This window comes from Streptomyces sp. Ag109_G2-15 (assembly GCF_900215565.1).
Taxonomy (GTDB): domain Bacteria; phylum Actinomycetota; class Actinomycetes; order Streptomycetales; family Streptomycetaceae; genus Streptomyces; species Streptomyces diastatochromogenes.
In genome coordinates this window covers 909,308-923,804 of the sequence record NZ_OCNI01000002.1, presented here as the reverse complement: position 1 = coordinate 923,804, position 14,497 = coordinate 909,308, and the positions used below count along the sequence as shown (strand labels likewise).

At 71.6% G+C, this 14,497-nt stretch carries 13 protein-coding genes; 12 read left to right on the top strand and 1 reads right to left on the bottom strand.

Translation table 11 applies throughout. The features are described 5' to 3' along the window. Positions 1–142 precede the first annotated feature (142 nt). The 12 genes from CRP49_RS40645 to CRP49_RS40590 all read left to right on the top strand — a co-directional run bounded on the left by CRP49_RS40645 (position 143) and on the right by CRP49_RS40590 (position 12,905). Positions 143–1,660, top strand: coding sequence for a sugar ABC transporter ATP-binding protein (locus CRP49_RS40645; protein WP_097258397.1), 1,518 nt, complete (start codon positions 143–145; stop codon positions 1,658–1,660). Continuing rightward, positions 1,657–2,697, top strand: a complete 1,041-nt coding sequence (locus CRP49_RS40640) for an ABC transporter permease (RefSeq protein ID WP_097258396.1) — start codon at positions 1,657–1,659, stop codon at positions 2,695–2,697. The genes CRP49_RS40645 and CRP49_RS40640 overlap by 4 nt, the downstream gene beginning before the upstream one ends. Then, complete coding sequence (locus CRP49_RS40635) at positions 2,690–3,664, top strand: ABC transporter permease (RefSeq protein WP_097258395.1); 975 nt, start codon at positions 2,690–2,692, stop codon at positions 3,662–3,664. Before CRP49_RS40640 ends, CRP49_RS40635 begins: the two co-directional genes overlap by 8 nt. Before the next feature lie 97 nt (positions 3,665–3,761). Further along, on the top strand, positions 3,762–4,841 hold the full coding sequence (rhaS, locus tag CRP49_RS40630; protein WP_097258394.1) for a rhamnose ABC transporter substrate-binding protein: 1,080 nt from the start codon (positions 3,762–3,764) through the stop codon (positions 4,839–4,841). 17 nt (positions 4,842–4,858) lie between these two features. Then, a complete protein-coding gene (locus CRP49_RS40625) occupies positions 4,859–5,179 on the top strand; it encodes an L-rhamnose mutarotase (RefSeq protein ID WP_094218978.1) in 321 nt (106 codons plus the stop codon). Positions 5,180–5,200: 21 nt separating this feature from the next. After that, a complete protein-coding gene (locus CRP49_RS40620) occupies positions 5,201–6,613 on the top strand; it encodes a BNR repeat-containing protein (protein ID WP_097258393.1) in 1,413 nt (470 codons plus the stop codon). Between the two features lie 78 nt (positions 6,614–6,691). Further along, positions 6,692–7,717 (top strand): LacI family DNA-binding transcriptional regulator, encoded by a 1,026-nt coding sequence (locus CRP49_RS40615; protein ID WP_097258392.1) that lies wholly within the window; start codon positions 6,692–6,694, stop codon positions 7,715–7,717. Between the two features lie 98 nt (positions 7,718–7,815). Continuing rightward, positions 7,816–9,117 (top strand): alpha/beta fold hydrolase, encoded by a 1,302-nt coding sequence (locus tag CRP49_RS40610; protein ID WP_097258391.1) that lies wholly within the window; start codon positions 7,816–7,818, stop codon positions 9,115–9,117. A gap of 10 nt (positions 9,118–9,127) precedes the next feature. Further along, complete coding sequence (locus tag CRP49_RS40605; RefSeq protein WP_097258390.1) at positions 9,128–10,264, top strand: diaminopropionate ammonia-lyase; 1,137 nt, start codon at positions 9,128–9,130, stop codon at positions 10,262–10,264. A gap of 42 nt (positions 10,265–10,306) precedes the next feature. Continuing rightward, positions 10,307–11,050, top strand: coding sequence for a PIG-L deacetylase family protein (locus CRP49_RS40600; protein WP_094218973.1), 744 nt, complete (start codon positions 10,307–10,309; stop codon positions 11,048–11,050). A gap of 55 nt (positions 11,051–11,105) precedes the next feature. After that, complete coding sequence (sigJ, locus tag CRP49_RS40595; protein WP_097258389.1) at positions 11,106–11,999, top strand: RNA polymerase sigma factor SigJ; 894 nt, start codon at positions 11,106–11,108, stop codon at positions 11,997–11,999. A gap of 39 nt (positions 12,000–12,038) precedes the next feature. Continuing rightward, positions 12,039–12,905 (top strand): pentapeptide repeat-containing protein, encoded by an 867-nt coding sequence (locus tag CRP49_RS40590; RefSeq protein WP_097258388.1) that lies wholly within the window; start codon positions 12,039–12,041, stop codon positions 12,903–12,905. Here the strand turns inward: CRP49_RS40590 and CRP49_RS40585 are convergent. Further along, complete coding sequence (locus tag CRP49_RS40585) at positions 12,867–14,387, bottom strand: cytochrome P450 (RefSeq protein WP_097258387.1); 1,521 nt, start codon at positions 14,385–14,387, stop codon at positions 12,867–12,869. The two genes, CRP49_RS40590 and CRP49_RS40585, sit on opposite strands and share 39 nt — an antisense overlap. Positions 14,388–14,497: the final 110 nt, after the last annotated feature.

Sequence of the window (14,497 nt, the reverse complement as noted above, 5' to 3'; positions counted from 1 at the left end):
GGACGTGACCTTCGACTATCGAAATTTTTTCGACACGGACCCATTGACGTGACATGGCCGGGATGCCTAACGTCCCGGCAATCCAGTTGAAACCTTTCACGACGCCGTGGGGACCGCCTCGGGCGTCGTCGAGGAGCCATCCATGACCCACCCGCCTGACCCGGGACCGGCCCCGGTGCTGGCCCTGAGGGACGTGTCCAAGTCCTTCGGCGCCGTACGCGCCCTGCGGGGCGTCTCCCTGGAGCTGTTCCCCGGCGAGGTGCACGCCCTCGCCGGTGAGAACGGCGCGGGCAAGTCGACCCTGATCAAGACGCTCGCCGGCGTGCACCGACCGGACGCCGGTCAGGTGCTGCTCGACGGTGAGGCCGTCGCCTTCCACGGCCCCGGTGACGCCCGCGACGCCGGCATCGCCGTGATCTACCAGGAACCGACCCTCTTCCCCGACCTGTCGATCGCCGAGAACATCTTCATGGGCCGGCAGCCGCGCCGGGCCCTCGGCCGGATCGACCACAAGGCCACCCACGCGGCCACCGCGGCCCTGATGCGGCGGCTCGGCGTGGACCTCGACCCCGACCGTCCGGCGCGCGGTCTGTCGATCGCCGACCAGCAGATCGTGGAGATCGCCAAGGCCCTCTCCTTCGACGCCCGCGTCCTGATCATGGACGAGCCGACGGCCGCCCTGACCGGCAGCGAGGTCGCCCGGCTCTTCGGAGTCGTGCGCACTCTCGGCGAACAGGGCGCCGCGGTGCTGTTCATCTCCCACCGGCTGGAGGAGATCTTCCAGATCTGCCGGCGGGTGACCACGCTGCGGGACGGGGCCTGGATCGCCAGCGAGCCCCTCGCCGGCATGACCGAGGACGACCTGGTCCGCCGTATGGTCGGCCGCGACCTGGACGAGCTGTACCCCAAGCAGGACGTCACACCCGGCGATGTCGCCCTGAGCGTGCGCCGGCTGACCCGCGAGGGCGTCTTCACCGACGTCTCCTTCGAGGTCCGGCGCGGCGAGATCGTCGGCCTCGCAGGCCTCGTCGGTGCGGGGCGTACCGAGGTCGCCCGCGCGGTCTTCGGCGTCGACCGCTGGGACGCGGGGGAGGTCGACGTCGACGGCCGCAGGCTCACCAACGGCGCACCCTCCACCGCCATGGCCGCCGGACTCGCCCTGGTCCCCGAGGACCGGCGCGCCCAGGGCCTGGTGATGGACATGTCCATCGAGCGCAACATCGGTCTCACCGGACTCCGTACGACGGTGAAGGCCGGGCTGGTGGACCGTGGCGCCGAACGCAGCCGCTCCCTCGACTGGGCGGTGAAGCTCCAGGTGAAGTACGCCCGGATCGCCGACGCCGTCTCCACCCTCTCCGGCGGCAACCAGCAGAAGGTCGTCCTCGCCAAGTGGCTGGCCACCGGCCCGAAGGTGCTGATCGTGGACGAGCCGACGCGAGGGATCGACGTCGGTACGAAGGCCGAGGTCCACCGGCTGCTGTCCCAGCTGGCAGCGGACGGGGTCGCCGTCCTGATGATCTCCTCCGACCTGCCCGAGATCCTCGGCATGGCCGACCGCGTGCTGGTGATGCACGAGGGCCGGATCACCGCCGAGATCCCCCGCTCCGACGCCACCGAGGAAACCGTGATGGCCGCAGCCACCGGGAGGGCCGCCGCATGACGGTGACCGCACCCGATCACGCACCGCCCGCCGAGGTGCCCAAGTCCAGCGGCACCCGGCTGGTCGACCGCGTCTTCAAGATGCGCGAACTCGCCATCCTGGTCGTCTTCCTGGTGATGATCGCGGTCACCCAGGCGGGCAACAGCGAGTTCCTGTCCGAGCAGGGCATCAAGGACCTGCTGCTGAACGCCACGATCCTGGTGCTGGTCGCCACCGGCCAGTCCCTGGTGGTGATCACGAGGAACGTCGACCTGTCCGTCGGCTCCACCCTCGGCATCAGTGCCTTCGCGGCCGGCACCTGTCTGCACGGCGGCGGGAACGCCGTGGTCGCGATCGCCCTGGCCGTACTGCTCGGCGTCGGCTGCGGTCTCCTCAACGGGCTGCTCGTCAGCCTCGGCCAGGTGCCCGCGCTCGTCGTCACCCTCGGCACGCTGTACATCATCCGGGGCATCGACTCGATCTGGGTCGGCTCCCGGCAGATCACCGCGGCCGATCTCCCCGGCGGATTCGTGGACTTCGGCTCCGACGGACTCTCGGCGATCCCCTGGCTGGCCCTGATCGCCCTCGCCGTACTCCTCGCCACCGCCTACTACCTCAAACACTTCGGCAGCGGCCGCGAGCTGTACGCGCTCGGCTCCAACCCGGAGGCCGCCCGCCTCGCCGGCATCCCCGTCCGCAAGCGGATCCTGGCCGCCTACACCGTCTGCGGCGCCCTCGCAGGACTCGCGGGCGCCCTCTACCTGGCCCGGTTCGGCAACGTCGACTCCGGCACCGGCAACGGCTACGAACTCACCGTCGTCAGCGCGGTCGTGGTCGGCGGCGTCGCCTTCACCGGCGGCTCCGGCAGCGTCTACGGCGCCGCCCTCGGCGGACTGCTGCTCACCTCCATCAACAGCGTGCTGCCCGCCCTCGGCGTCAGCTCCGTCTGGGTGCTCGCCATCAACGGCGTCCTGCTGCTGCTCGCCATCGCGGTCGACCGGATCGTCGCGCTGCGGGTGGCCGCCGCCCTGAAGAAGAGGAAGGCCCGCCATGCCTGAGTCCCTGACACGCGCGGTCCGCTGGGACACGGTCGTCGGCGCGCTCCTCGTCGTCCTGTTGCTGCTGTCGTTCGGCACGGTCGACGGCTTCGGGAACGCCCTCAACCTGTCCTTCCTGATCGGCAACACGCTGCCGATCGCGCTGATCGCCCTGCCGATGACCCTCCTGGTGGTCGCGGGGGAGATCGACCTGTCGGTCGCCTCCACGGCCGGCCTGTCGGGCGCGGTGATGGGCAAGCTGTGGAACGACGGCATGGCCATCGAGACGATCATCCCGATCTGCCTGCTGCTCGGCGTGGTCTGCGGGCTCGTCAACGGCCTCCTCGTCACCCGGCTCGGGCTGCCCTCCCTCGCCGTCACCATCGGCACCCTCGCCGCCTACCGGGGCATCGCACAGATCGTGCTCGGCTCCGACGCGGTGACCGACTTCCCCACGCAGTACCTGGACTTCGCGGCCGGACGTCTGGGGGACACCTTCCTCCCGCAGGCCTTCCTGCCCTTCCTCGTGTTGCTCGCGATCGCCGTGGTCGTCCTGCACGCAACCCCGTTCGGGCGGTCGCTGTTCGCGATCGGCGCGAGTGAGGAGGCGGCGCGGTTTGCCGGCATCCGAGTCAAGAGGCACAAGTTGATCCTCTTCACGGTGACCGGGCTGATGGCCTCTCTCACCGGCATCTTCTGGGCGCTGCATTACGCCAGCGCTCGCTACGACAACGCTACGGGGCTCGAACTCTCCGTCGTTGCTGCGGTGTTGCTGGGCGGTATCGACTTCGACGGCGGCAAGGGCACGTTGGGCGGTGCGATCGCCGGGGTGTTTCTGCTCGGTGCGCTGCAGAACGTGATGAGCCTGCTCAATGTCTCCGCGCAGTCGCAGATTGTTGTGACGGGCGTGCTGCTTGTTGTGTCCGTGCTCGGACCTCGGATCGCTCGGCAGATTTCTGTCGCGAGGGCAGCTGGTTCCGCTGGATAGGTCGTTCGAACGCTGCGGGCCGGTTGTGGCTGGCCGCGCAGTTCCCCGCGCCCCTGTGGGGCGCCTCCACTCACCCTCGTAAAAAGGACCCCGTGCCATGCGCAAGTCATCCCTCCGCCGCTCCGGCGCCGCCCTCGCCGCGGCCACCTCCTTCGCGCTCGCTCTCACCGCCTGTGGCGGTACCACCAAGAGCGACGTCAAGTCGGACAACGCCTCGGCCGCCTCCGCCGGCAAGGCCGATCCGAACGCGGCCACCAAGAAGGGGCTGACCGTCGGCTTCCTGCCCAAGCAGGTCAACAACCCGTACTTCACCACCTCCGACAAGGGCGGCGAGAAGGCCCTCGCCGAGCTGGGCTCCAAGTACAAGGAGGTGGGCCCGAGCAGCGCCACCGACACCTCGGGTCAGGTGAGTTACGTCAACACCCTCACCCAGCAGCAGGTGAACGCGATCGCGGTGTCCGCGCAGGACCCGGGGGCCCTGTGCACCGCGCTCAAGCAGGCCATGTCGAACGGCATCAAGGTCGTCACCTACGACTCCGACACCAGCCCGGGCTGCCGTAACGCCTTTGTCTCGCAGGCGTCCGCCGAGGACCTGGGCCGCACCGAGGTGCAGCTGCTCGCCGAGCAGATCGGCTACAAGGGCGAGATCGCGGTCCTGTCCGCCGCGCAGACCGCGACGAACCAGAACACCTGGATCGGCTACATGAAGGACGAGCTGAAGGACCCCAAGTACAAGAACGTCAAGCTGGTCAAGATCGCCTACGGCAACGACGACGCGCAGCAGTCCTTCCAGCAGACCCAGGGCCTCCTCCAGGAGCACCCGAACCTGAAGGGGATCATCTCCCCGACCACCGTCGGCATCAAGGCGGCCGCCCAGTACCTGTCCGGCTCCAAGTACAAGGGCAAGGTCAAGCTGACCGGCCTCGGCACCCCCAACGACATGCGCAAGTACGTCAAGAACGGCACCGTCGAGGCCTTCGAGCTGTGGGACCCGGCCAAGCTCGGCGACCTCGCCGCCCGCACCGCCGTCGCCCTGGTGTCCGGGCAGATCACCGGCAAGGAGGGCGAGACCTTCAAGGCCGGCGACACCACGTACACCATCGGCAAGGACGGCGTGGTCAACCTGGGCAAGCCGACCGTGTTCGACTCCAAGAACATCGACCAGTTCGACTTCTAGTGGCTGAGGGGCTGTTGATGCAGCGCGTGTGCTTCCTGCTGAAGGTCCGGGCGGACCGCCTCGACGAGTACCGCGAGCGGCACGCCGCCGTGTGGCCGGAGATGCTCGACGCCCTGCGGGCGACCGGCTGGCACAACTACTCGCTCTTCCTGCGCGAGGACGGCCTGCTCGTCGGCTACCTGGAGACCGAGGACTTCGCCGCCGCCCAGGCCGGCATGGAGGCCACCGACATCAACGCCCGTTGGCAGACGGAGATGGCACCGTTCTTCGAGTCGCTGGACGGCGCCCGGCCCGACGAGGCCATGCAACCGCTCACCGAAGTCTTCCACCTCGCCTGACCGCCTTCAGGAGCCGCATCCATGAGACGACGCACCGTGCTCACGACCGCCATACTGGCCGCCGTGGCAACACCGGGCATCGCACGGGCCGCCGACCCCGGCCCCTCCGTCACCAAGCAGGGCACCACCCGACTGGACGCCCAGGCCCTCTACTTCGTCTCCTACGACGGCCTGGTCAACAACAACTCCTTCCAGAAGAACGGCCTGCTCACCTACAAGGGCTACCAGTACGCCGCCTGGTACACCGCGACCCGCAACGCCGTCGTCGCCCGCCGGGTCCTCGGCGCCTCCACCTGGTCGACGGTCACCCTCTCCCACACGCTCAAGAGCGACGACTCGCACAACGTCATCTCCATGGGCGTCTCGAAGACCGACGGCCGTCTCCACCTGAACATGGACTCGCACAGCGACGGCTTCTTCTACGTCAAGTCGGTCGCCGGACTCCTCGACAACCCCGCGACCACGTCCTGGACCTCGTCCGTCCTCGGCGCCGTACAGACGACCCTCGACGGGCTCGCGCTCACCTCGCAGTTCACCTACCCCCAGTTCGTCGCCACACCCGAGGGCAGGCTCCAGCTCAGCTACCGGGCCGGCATCTCCGGCAACGGACGCAACGCCCTCGCGGAGTACGACGGCTCGGCCTGGACGGCGCTGGGGGAGTGGACCAGCTCCACCGGTACCTACACCAGCTCGCACGGTTCCAGCACCGCCCGCAACATGTACCTGCACGGCATCGACTACGACGTGAACGGCCGCCTGCACGCCTTCTTCACCTGGCGCGAGCAGAACGCCGCCGTGATGTGCAACAGCGGCGGCATCACCAACCACGACACCGGCTACGTCCACTCCACCGACCGCGGCCGCACCTGGCGCAACGACGCGGGCACGGTCGTGGGCACCACCGGAACCTCGGACACGGTCGCCGTCGGCGACGCCGGGCTGGTCGTCGACTCCCTGAACCCGGACCACTCCCTGATGAACCAGGAGAGCCAGACCACCGACTCGGCCGGCCTGCCGCACGCGATCATCAGCTACGTACCCGGCCGCTTCGGCCAGTGCACCACGAACTACGTCGGCGACCGCACCGCGAACGGCCGCGCCTTCCACCTCCGCAAGAACTCCTCCGGCACCTGGCAGAAGACCGAGATCCCCCTCGCACTGAACTCCAGCCAGCGCACCAAGCTGGTCCTGGACAAGTACGACAACGCCTACGCGATCTTCCCGTACGGCAGGATCGCCGCCGCCTCCAAGTCCTCCGGGTACACGGACTGGGCGCTGCTGTACGACGGCAGTGACCTGAACGCGTTCGGGGAGGTCGTGATCGACGAGACGCGGGTGAAGGCGGACAACGTGCTGTCCTTCATGTACCAGGAGAAGTCGAGCGGCACCACCCCCTCGCCGCTCCATGTCGTGGACTTCGCACTCCCCGCGTGACCGGTCTGTTCTGGGCGGCGATGACGGTAATGTGAAGGCCTTCCCGCCGCCCCTCGTTTCCCTGGAGGTCCCCGCCCGATGGCCCAGTCGGTGGGTATCAAGGACGTCGCCCGCGCCGCCGGAGTGTCGGTGGGCACGGTGTCGAACGTCATCAACCGCCCGGACACCGTCGCCAGCGAGACCCGTGCCCGGGTCCTGTCCGCGATCGACCGGCTCGGGTACGTCCGCAGCGAGTCCGCGCGCCAGCTGCGCGCGGGCCGCAGCCGGATCATGGGCCTGCTCGTCCTCGACATGGGCAACCCCTTCTTCGTCGACGTCGCGCGCGGTGCCGAGCGGGCCGCGCGCGAGGCCGGGGTCGGCGTGATGGTCTGCAACAGCGCGCAGAACGCGGCCGAGGAGGCCGAGTACCTCTCCCTCTTCGCCGAGCAACGGGTGCGCGGGGTGCTGCTCACCCCGGCCGACGCCACCGGCCGCAACATCGAGGCCTTCCGCCGGCACGGCATCCCCTTCGTGCTGGTCGACCGGGTCGCCGAGGGCACCACCGAGTGCTCGGTCTCCGTGGACGACGTGGCGGGCGGCGCCCTCGCCGTCCGGCACCTGGTCGACGCCGGACACCGCTCCATCGCCTACGTCAGCGGCCCGCCCGGACTCAACCAGGTCCGCGACCGCCGCACCGGCGCGCTGAACGCCCTCGCCGAGGCCGGGCTCGGTCCCGACGCGCTGCGCGAACTGCCCACCGAGCGGCTCGACGTGGCCGCCGGCCGGGACGCGGGCGCCCGGCTGCTCGGCCTAGCCGACCGGCCCACGGCCGTCTTCTGCGCCAACGACCTGCTCGCGCTCGGCGTGCTCCAGGCCATGTACGCGGCCGGCGTGGTCGTCCCCGACGACCTCGCGATCGTCGGCTACGACGACATCGAGTTCGCCGCCGCGGCCGCCGTACCGCTGACCTCCGTACGGCAGCCCGCCGTCACCATGGGTGCCCTCGCCGCCGAGCTGCTGCTGGAGGAGACCGAGGCCGAGGGCGGCGCCGGCGGCCATGAGCACCGGCGCGTGGTGCTCCAGCCGGAGCTGGTGGTCCGCCGCTCCAGCCTGGCCGCCCGCTGACCGGAAGTTCAGTAACGATCCATGATCCAGGGGCTCGGCTCACCGCCGTCGATGTGCTGAACTGGGACGCGTCCGTCCCATCCGTCCCGGGAGACCCGTTGAGCCTCAGTTACCGCCAGCCCGGCGTCGTCCTCACCGACCGTCACTTCACCGTGCCCCTCGACCACGGCGACCCCGACGGCGAGACCATCGAGCTGTACGCCCGGGAGGCCGTCGCGAGTGACAAGGCGGGCCAGGAGCTGCCCTGGCTGCTGTACCTCCAGGGTGGGCCCGGCTTCGGGGCGAACCGTTTCATCGGACGGCAGGCCTGGCTCGACCGCGCCCTCAAGGACCACCGCGTCCTCCTCCTCGACCAGCGCGGCACCGGCCGCTCCACCCCCGCCACCCGGCAGACCCTCCCGCTGCGCGGCGGCCCCGCCGAGCAGGCCCGGTACCTCACCCGCTTCCGCGCCGACTCCATCGTCCGCGACTGCGAGGCGATCCGCCCCGAGGTGACGGGCGGCGCCCCCTGGACCGTGCTCGGCCAGAGCTTCGGCGGCTTCTGCACGGTCTCGTACCTCTCCCTGGCCCCCGAGGGGATCGGCACCGCCGTCATCACCGGCGGCCTGCCCTCCCTCCACGCCCACGCCGACGACGTCTACCGGGCCGCCTACCCGCGCATCGAACGCAAGGTCGCCGCGCACTACGCCCGTTACCCGCAGGACGTGGAGCGGGCCCGCCGTATCGCCGACCACCTCCTCACCCACGACGTCGTGCTGCCGGGCGGCTACCGCCTCACCGTGGAGGCGTTCCAGTCCCTGGGCCTGATGCTGGGCACGAGCGACGGCAGCCACGGTCTGCACTTCCTCCTGGAGGACGCCTTCGTGCGCACCCCCGGCGGCTTCGATCTCTCCGACGCCTTCCAGGAAGAGGTCCAGGGCCTGCTGTCGTACGCGGGGCACCCGTTGTACGCGCTCGTCCACGAGGCGATCTACGGTCAGGACGTCCGCCCCACGGCCTGGGCCGCCGAGCGCGTCCGCGCCGAGTTCCCGCAGTTCGACGCGGCCAAGGCGATCGCCGGTGACGCCCCGGTGCTGTTCACGGGCGAGACGGTCCACCCCTGGATGTTCGACGCCGACCCGGCCCTGCGCCCGCTGCGCGAGACCGCCGAGCTGCTCGCCGCCCGCACCGACTGGCAGCCGCTGTACGACCCCGCCCGCCTCGCCGCCAACGAGGTTCCGGTCGCCGCGGCGATCTACCACGACGACATGTACGTGGACACCGCCCACTCCCTGCAGACCGCCCGTGCCGTCCGTGGTCTGCGGACCTGGGTCACCGACGAGTTCGAGCACGACGGCCTGCGCACCGGAGCGCCCCGGGTCCTGGACCGGCTGCTCGCGCTGGCCCGGGACGAGGGGTGACGCCGGATCCGTGGACCCGAACGCTGCTTCCCTGAGGGCTCTGCCGTGGTTCGCGCGGCCGGCCGCCCGCTCCTGGACCTGCCCGCCGGCCCCTTCCGGGGTGCGGGACTTCCATGCCTCGCTGCCCGGCTACGCCCCCACACCGCTGACCGAACTCCCGGCCCTGGCCGCCCAGTTGGGGGTGGGACGGGTCTTCGTCAAGGACGAGTCGTCCCGGCTGGGCCTGCCCGCCTTCAAGGCGCTGGGCGCGTCCTGGGCGGTGCACCGCGTGCTGGCGGAGCGGGCGGCCCAGGCCCCGGGCGCGGGGCCGGTCACGCTGGTCAGCGCCACGGACGGCAACCACGGGCGGGCCGTGGCCCGCATGGCGCGCCTGCTCGACCAACGCGCGCAGATCGTCGTTCCCCGGGGTGTCCATCCGGACGCCGTGGCGGCCATCGCCGCCGAGGGCGCGGAGGTCACCCGGGTGCAGGGCCCGTACGACGAAGCCGTGCGCCGGGCGGCCGAGGCGGCCGCCGCCGCGGACGCGGTCCTGGTCCAGGACACGGCCTGGCCCGGCTACGAGCGGATCCCCGGCTGGATCGTCCAGGGCTACTCCACGCTCTGCCGGGAGATCGACGAGCAACTGGCCGCCGCCGGAGCCCCGTCGCCCGGGCTCGTCGCCGTCCCGGTGGGCGTGGGCTCCCTGGCCCAGGCCGTCGTCACGCACTACCGGAGCCGTCCGTCCGGGCCGGGCCCGGCCCTGCTGTCCGTCGAGCCGGAGGCCGCGGCCTGCGTCCTGGAGAGCCTCACCCGGGGCGCACCCGTCAGCGTCACCACCGGCGAGACCACCATGGCCGGGCTGAACTGCGGCACCCCGTCCAGCATCGCCTGGCCCCGCCTGGCGGCGGGCCTGGACGCCGCGGTCGCCGTCGCCGACGCCGAGAGTGCCCGTGCGGCCGCCGAACTGGCCGCGCTCGGTGTCTCCTCGGGCCCCTGCGGGGCCGCCGCCCTGGCCGGTGCCCGAGCGGCGGTCACCGGGGAGGGCGCCGAGGAACGCCGTACGGCACTGGGCCTCGGCCCGGCGGCCGTGGTCGTCCTGCTGAGCACCGAGGGCACGTCCGCCAACCCGCACGCCACCGCCGTACCAGCCGCGAGAACGCCACGCTGAAAAAGGAGTTGCGACAGAGGCACGGCCGCATAGTCTGCGCCCATGACCGAGCCGAAGATCACCCAGCTCCAGCCCCTGCCCGACGACTGGCAGCGTGCCCTCGCCGTGGTCGCGCACCCCGACGACCTGGAGTACGGGTGCTCGGCGGCCGTCGCCGCCTGGACCGCGGCCGGCCGCGAGGTCGCCTATGTCCTGGCCAGCCGTGGCGAGGCGGGCATCGACACCCTCGACCCCGCCGTCTGCGGCCCGCTGCGCGAGCGCGAGCAGCGGGCGAGCGCGGCCGTCGTCGGCGTCACCTCCGTGGAGTTCCTCGACCACCGGGACGGCGTCATCGAGTACGGCCCCGCGCTGCGCCGCGACATCGCCGCCGCGATCCGCCGCCACCGCCCGGAACTCGTCATCACCCTCAACCACCGGGACACCTGGGGAGGTGTCACCTGGAACACCCCGGACCATGTGGCCGTGGGCCGCGCCACCCTGGACGCGGCCGCCGACGCCGGCAACCGCTGGATCTTCCCGGAACTCACCGAGCAGGGACTGGAGCCCTGGGACGGCGTCCGCCGGGTGGCCGTCGCCGGCTCCAGCAGCCCCACGCACGCGGTGGAGGCGACACCCGGCCTGGAGCACGCGGTGCGCTCCCTGCTCGAACACCGCACCTACATAGAGGCGTTGACCGACCAGGACCCGGAGACGTACGTCCGTGACTTCCTGACCGAGACGACCACCGCCACCGGGGAACGCTTCGGCGGGAAGCCGGCGGTGGCCTTCGAACTGTTCAACCGATAGTCCGGCCTGTTCAACCAACAGCCCGGCCGACGAACCACCACTGAACGGGGACCCCATGAACGGCACCGAGCTTCTCGCCGAACGCTTCGAGGAGCACCGCGGGCAACTGCGCGCGGTGGCCTACCGGATGCTCGGCTCGCTCGCCGAGGCGGAGGACGCGGTCCAGGAGGCGTGGCTGCGGCTCGGCCGCACCGACGCGGACGAGATCAGGAACCTCGGCGGCTGGCTGACCACGGTCGTCGGACGGGTCTGCCTGGACATGCTGCGCTCGCGCACCGCCCGCCGCGAGGACCCGATGGACGACACGTTCGTCCCGGACCCGCTGGTCCGCCCCCTGTCCCAGGTGGATCCGGAGGCGGAGGTGCTGGAGGCGGACTCGGTCGGGCTCGCCCTGCTCGTCGTCCTGGAGACGCTGGAGCCGGCCGAGCGGCTGGCGTTCGTCCTGCACGACATGTTCGCGGTGCCCTTCGACGACATCGCCGCGATCGTGGAGCGCACCCCGGCCGCCACCCGGCAGCTGGCCAGCCGGGCCCGTCGCCGGGTGCAGGGCGCCACCCCGGCGGCCGACCCCGACCTCGGCAGGCAGCGGCAGGTGGTGGACGCCTGGCTGGCCGCCTCGCGCGGCGGCGACTTCGAGGCGCTCCTCGCGCTGCTCCACCCGGACGTGGAGCTGCGCGCCGACGCCGGCGCCCTGGTGCGCGGAGCGGCCGTCTCCAAGGCCGTACGCGGGGCGCGGACGGTCGCCGAACAGGCCTCGATGTTCTCCCATCTCGCCGTGTACGCCCGCCTCGTGCTGGTCAACGGCACGGTGGGCCTGGTCACCGCGCCCGAGGGACAGCCCCTGTCGGTCACGGCGTTCACCATCGCCGACGGACGGATCACCGGCCTGTACATCCTCGCCGACCCCGACCGGCTCGCCCGGCTGGACCTGTCCGTGCCGGAGGCCTGAGGAGTAGGGACGGTTCCGCAGGTCAGTAGGCTTATCGGTATGCCGGATCAGACAACCGACCGCTCCGCCCTGCGCGGCGACTGCGCCCAGTGCTTCGGGCTGTGCTGCGTCGCCCTGCCCTTCGCCGCCTCCGCGGACTTCGCCCTCGACAAGCCCGCGGGCAGGCCCTGCCCCAACCTCCAGGGTGACCACCGCTGCGGCATCCACGCCGACCTGCGGAAGAAGGGCTTCACGGGCTGCACGGTCTACGACTGCTTCGGCGCGGGCCAGAAGGTCTCGCAGCTCACCTTCGGCGGCCAGGACTGGCGTACGGGCCCGAAGGAGCACGCCCGCCGGATGTTCGACGTGTTCCCGGTCGTGCGCCAGTTGCACGAACTGCTCTGGTACCTGACCGAGGCACTGGGCCTCGACGCCGCCCGGCCCGTCCACGCCGATCTGCGCCGCGCGCTGGAGGAGACCGAGCGGCTCACCCGGCAGACCCCCGAGGAGCTGGCCGCGCTGGACGTGGCCGCCCACCGGCAGGAGGTCAACGTGCTCCTGCTGCGCACCAGCGAGCTGGCCCGGGCGGGTGTCGCGGACAGCAAGGGCGGCAAGGGGAGCAAGGGCAAGAAGGGCAAGGGGAAGGACCGGCGGGGCGCCGACCTCATGGGGGCCCGGCTCAGGGGCGCCGACCTGCGCGGTGCCAGCCTGCGCGGCGCCTACCTCATCGCCGCCGACCTCACCGGCGCCGACCTGCGCGGGGCCGACATGATCGGCGCCGACCTGCGCGACGCCGATCTGACCGACGCGGACCTCACCGGGGCCTTCTTCCTCACCCAGCCACAGCTGAACGCGGCCCGGGGCAGCGCCGGCACCAGGCTCCCGGAGTCACTCACCCGCCCCGTGCACTGGGCAGCGGCCGGCTGACCCCGAGCCGTCGTCCGGGACCGTGACCGGTGCGGGCGCGGGGGCGGTGCGGCGCTCCAGACGCAGCCGCAGGCCCTCCGGCATCAGCGTCAGTCGCTCGATGACCCGGAGCCGGTAGTCCGGGTCCGGACGCAGCTCGTAGCGGCGCAGCAGCAGGCCGAGGACGAGGGTCGCCTCGTGCAGGGCGAACTGGCGGCCGATACAGGCCCGGGCGCCGGTCCCGAACGGCTTGAAGGTGTGCGGGGGACGGGCGCGTACGGCGCCGGCGTCGAACCGGTCCGGGTCGAACCGCTCGGCGTCCTCGCCCCAGACCTCCGGATCGCGGTGCAGCATCGGCAGCAGCACCAGCGCCCAGGCGCCGCGCCGCATCGGGTGCTCCCCGGCCAGCACCGTGTCCTCGCGGGCCTCCCGGGCGTAGCCGGGCGCGGTCGGCCACAGCCGCAGCGACTCGTCCAGCACCCGGCGGACATAGCGCAGCCTGGCGACCTGGTCGTAGCCGGGTTCCGCGGTGTCGCCCCAGACCCGGTCCACCTCGGCGCGGGCCTTCGCGGCGACCTCCGGGTGCCGGGCGAGGTAGTACAGGGCGAAGGAGAGCGCGCCCGAGGTGGTCTCGTGGCCCGCCACCAGGAACGTGATCACCTGCTTGCGGACGTTCTCCGCCGACAGCCGCTCGCCGGTCTCGGGGTGGGCCGTGTCCAGCATGCGGTCCAGCAGGTCCCCGTCCCCGCCGCCGGAGCGGCGCCGGGCCGCCACGACACCGTCGACCGTGCGGTCGAGGAAGGCGATGTCGGCCGCGTTGCGCCGGGCGGTGCCGCGCAGCAGCAGCGGCGCCAGCGGTACGGGCACGCTGTTGAGCCGTTGGGCGTAGGTGAGGGTGCCCACCATCGCCGTCACGAAGGGGTGTGGCCGGTCCCGCTCGAAGGAGCCGAAGTCGTGCCCGAACCCGGTGCGCGAGATCGTCTCCAGGGTCAGCTTGGTCATGTCGCCGGGCACGTCCACCGCCCGCCCGGCCGCCAGCTCCCGGTCCCAGTGGCCGGTCAGCCGCGCGGCGACCCCCAGCATCATGCCGTGGTAGCCCTCCATGGCCTCCCGGCTGAAGCCGGGCGCGAGGACGTCGTGGGCCAGCTGCCAGTTCGGCTCGTGGTTGTACGCGGTGAACAGGCCGTCGCCGGCGACCGGGCGCAGATTGGCGATCCCGAGGCCCACATGCTTGGCGAACCGGGACTCGTCGGCGAGATCGGCGACCAGCCGCGAGCCCCAGAGGAACACGAACTCGTTCCCGAAGGCCCGGCGCCGGAAGATCGGGCCCAGTTCCCGCCCGAAGCGCATCGAGTCCTGCACGGGCCGGCGCCGGTCGACGCCCAGCACATCGCCGGCCAGGGGCAGCCGACGCGGCGGATGCGGGATGCGGTGCAACTCCGGCCAGCCCTGCTCGGCGCCCCGGAACCCCTTGGGCAGCCCGGTCTGCCTCGTCTCCGCCATGACGCGATCTCCCTTGATCAGCGGATGGTCGAACCTGTGGTGCGCTCGTGTTGTACGTGAGTTCAATAACGTCTTTCAGTGTGGTCCGCTTGTTGAACCGACGTCAAGTA

Bases quoted from the DNA above. Each gene is read 5' to 3' on its own strand.
- CRP49_RS40585 (WP_097258387.1), bottom strand. From the start codon at position 14,387: ATGGCGGAGACGAGGCAGACCGGGCTGCCCAAGGGGTTCCGGGGCGCC.
- CRP49_RS40615 (WP_097258392.1), top strand. From the start codon at position 6,692: ATGGCCCAGTCGGTGGGTATCAAGGACGTCGCCCGCGCCGCCGGAGTG.
- CRP49_RS40620 (WP_097258393.1), top strand. From the start codon at position 5,201: ATGAGACGACGCACCGTGCTCACGACCGCCATACTGGCCGCCGTGGCA.
- CRP49_RS40635 (WP_097258395.1), top strand. From the start codon at position 2,690: ATGCCTGAGTCCCTGACACGCGCGGTCCGCTGGGACACGGTCGTCGGC.
- CRP49_RS40625 (WP_094218978.1), top strand. From the start codon at position 4,859: ATGCAGCGCGTGTGCTTCCTGCTGAAGGTCCGGGCGGACCGCCTCGAC.
- CRP49_RS40645 (WP_097258397.1), top strand. From the start codon at position 143: ATGACCCACCCGCCTGACCCGGGACCGGCCCCGGTGCTGGCCCTGAGG.
- rhaS (WP_097258394.1), top strand. From the start codon at position 3,762: ATGCGCAAGTCATCCCTCCGCCGCTCCGGCGCCGCCCTCGCCGCGGCC.
- CRP49_RS40600 (WP_094218973.1), top strand. From the start codon at position 10,307: ATGACCGAGCCGAAGATCACCCAGCTCCAGCCCCTGCCCGACGACTGG.
- CRP49_RS40640 (WP_097258396.1), top strand. From the start codon at position 1,657: ATGACGGTGACCGCACCCGATCACGCACCGCCCGCCGAGGTGCCCAAG.
- sigJ (WP_097258389.1), top strand. From the start codon at position 11,106: ATGAACGGCACCGAGCTTCTCGCCGAACGCTTCGAGGAGCACCGCGGG.
- CRP49_RS40590 (WP_097258388.1), top strand. From the start codon at position 12,039: ATGCCGGATCAGACAACCGACCGCTCCGCCCTGCGCGGCGACTGCGCC.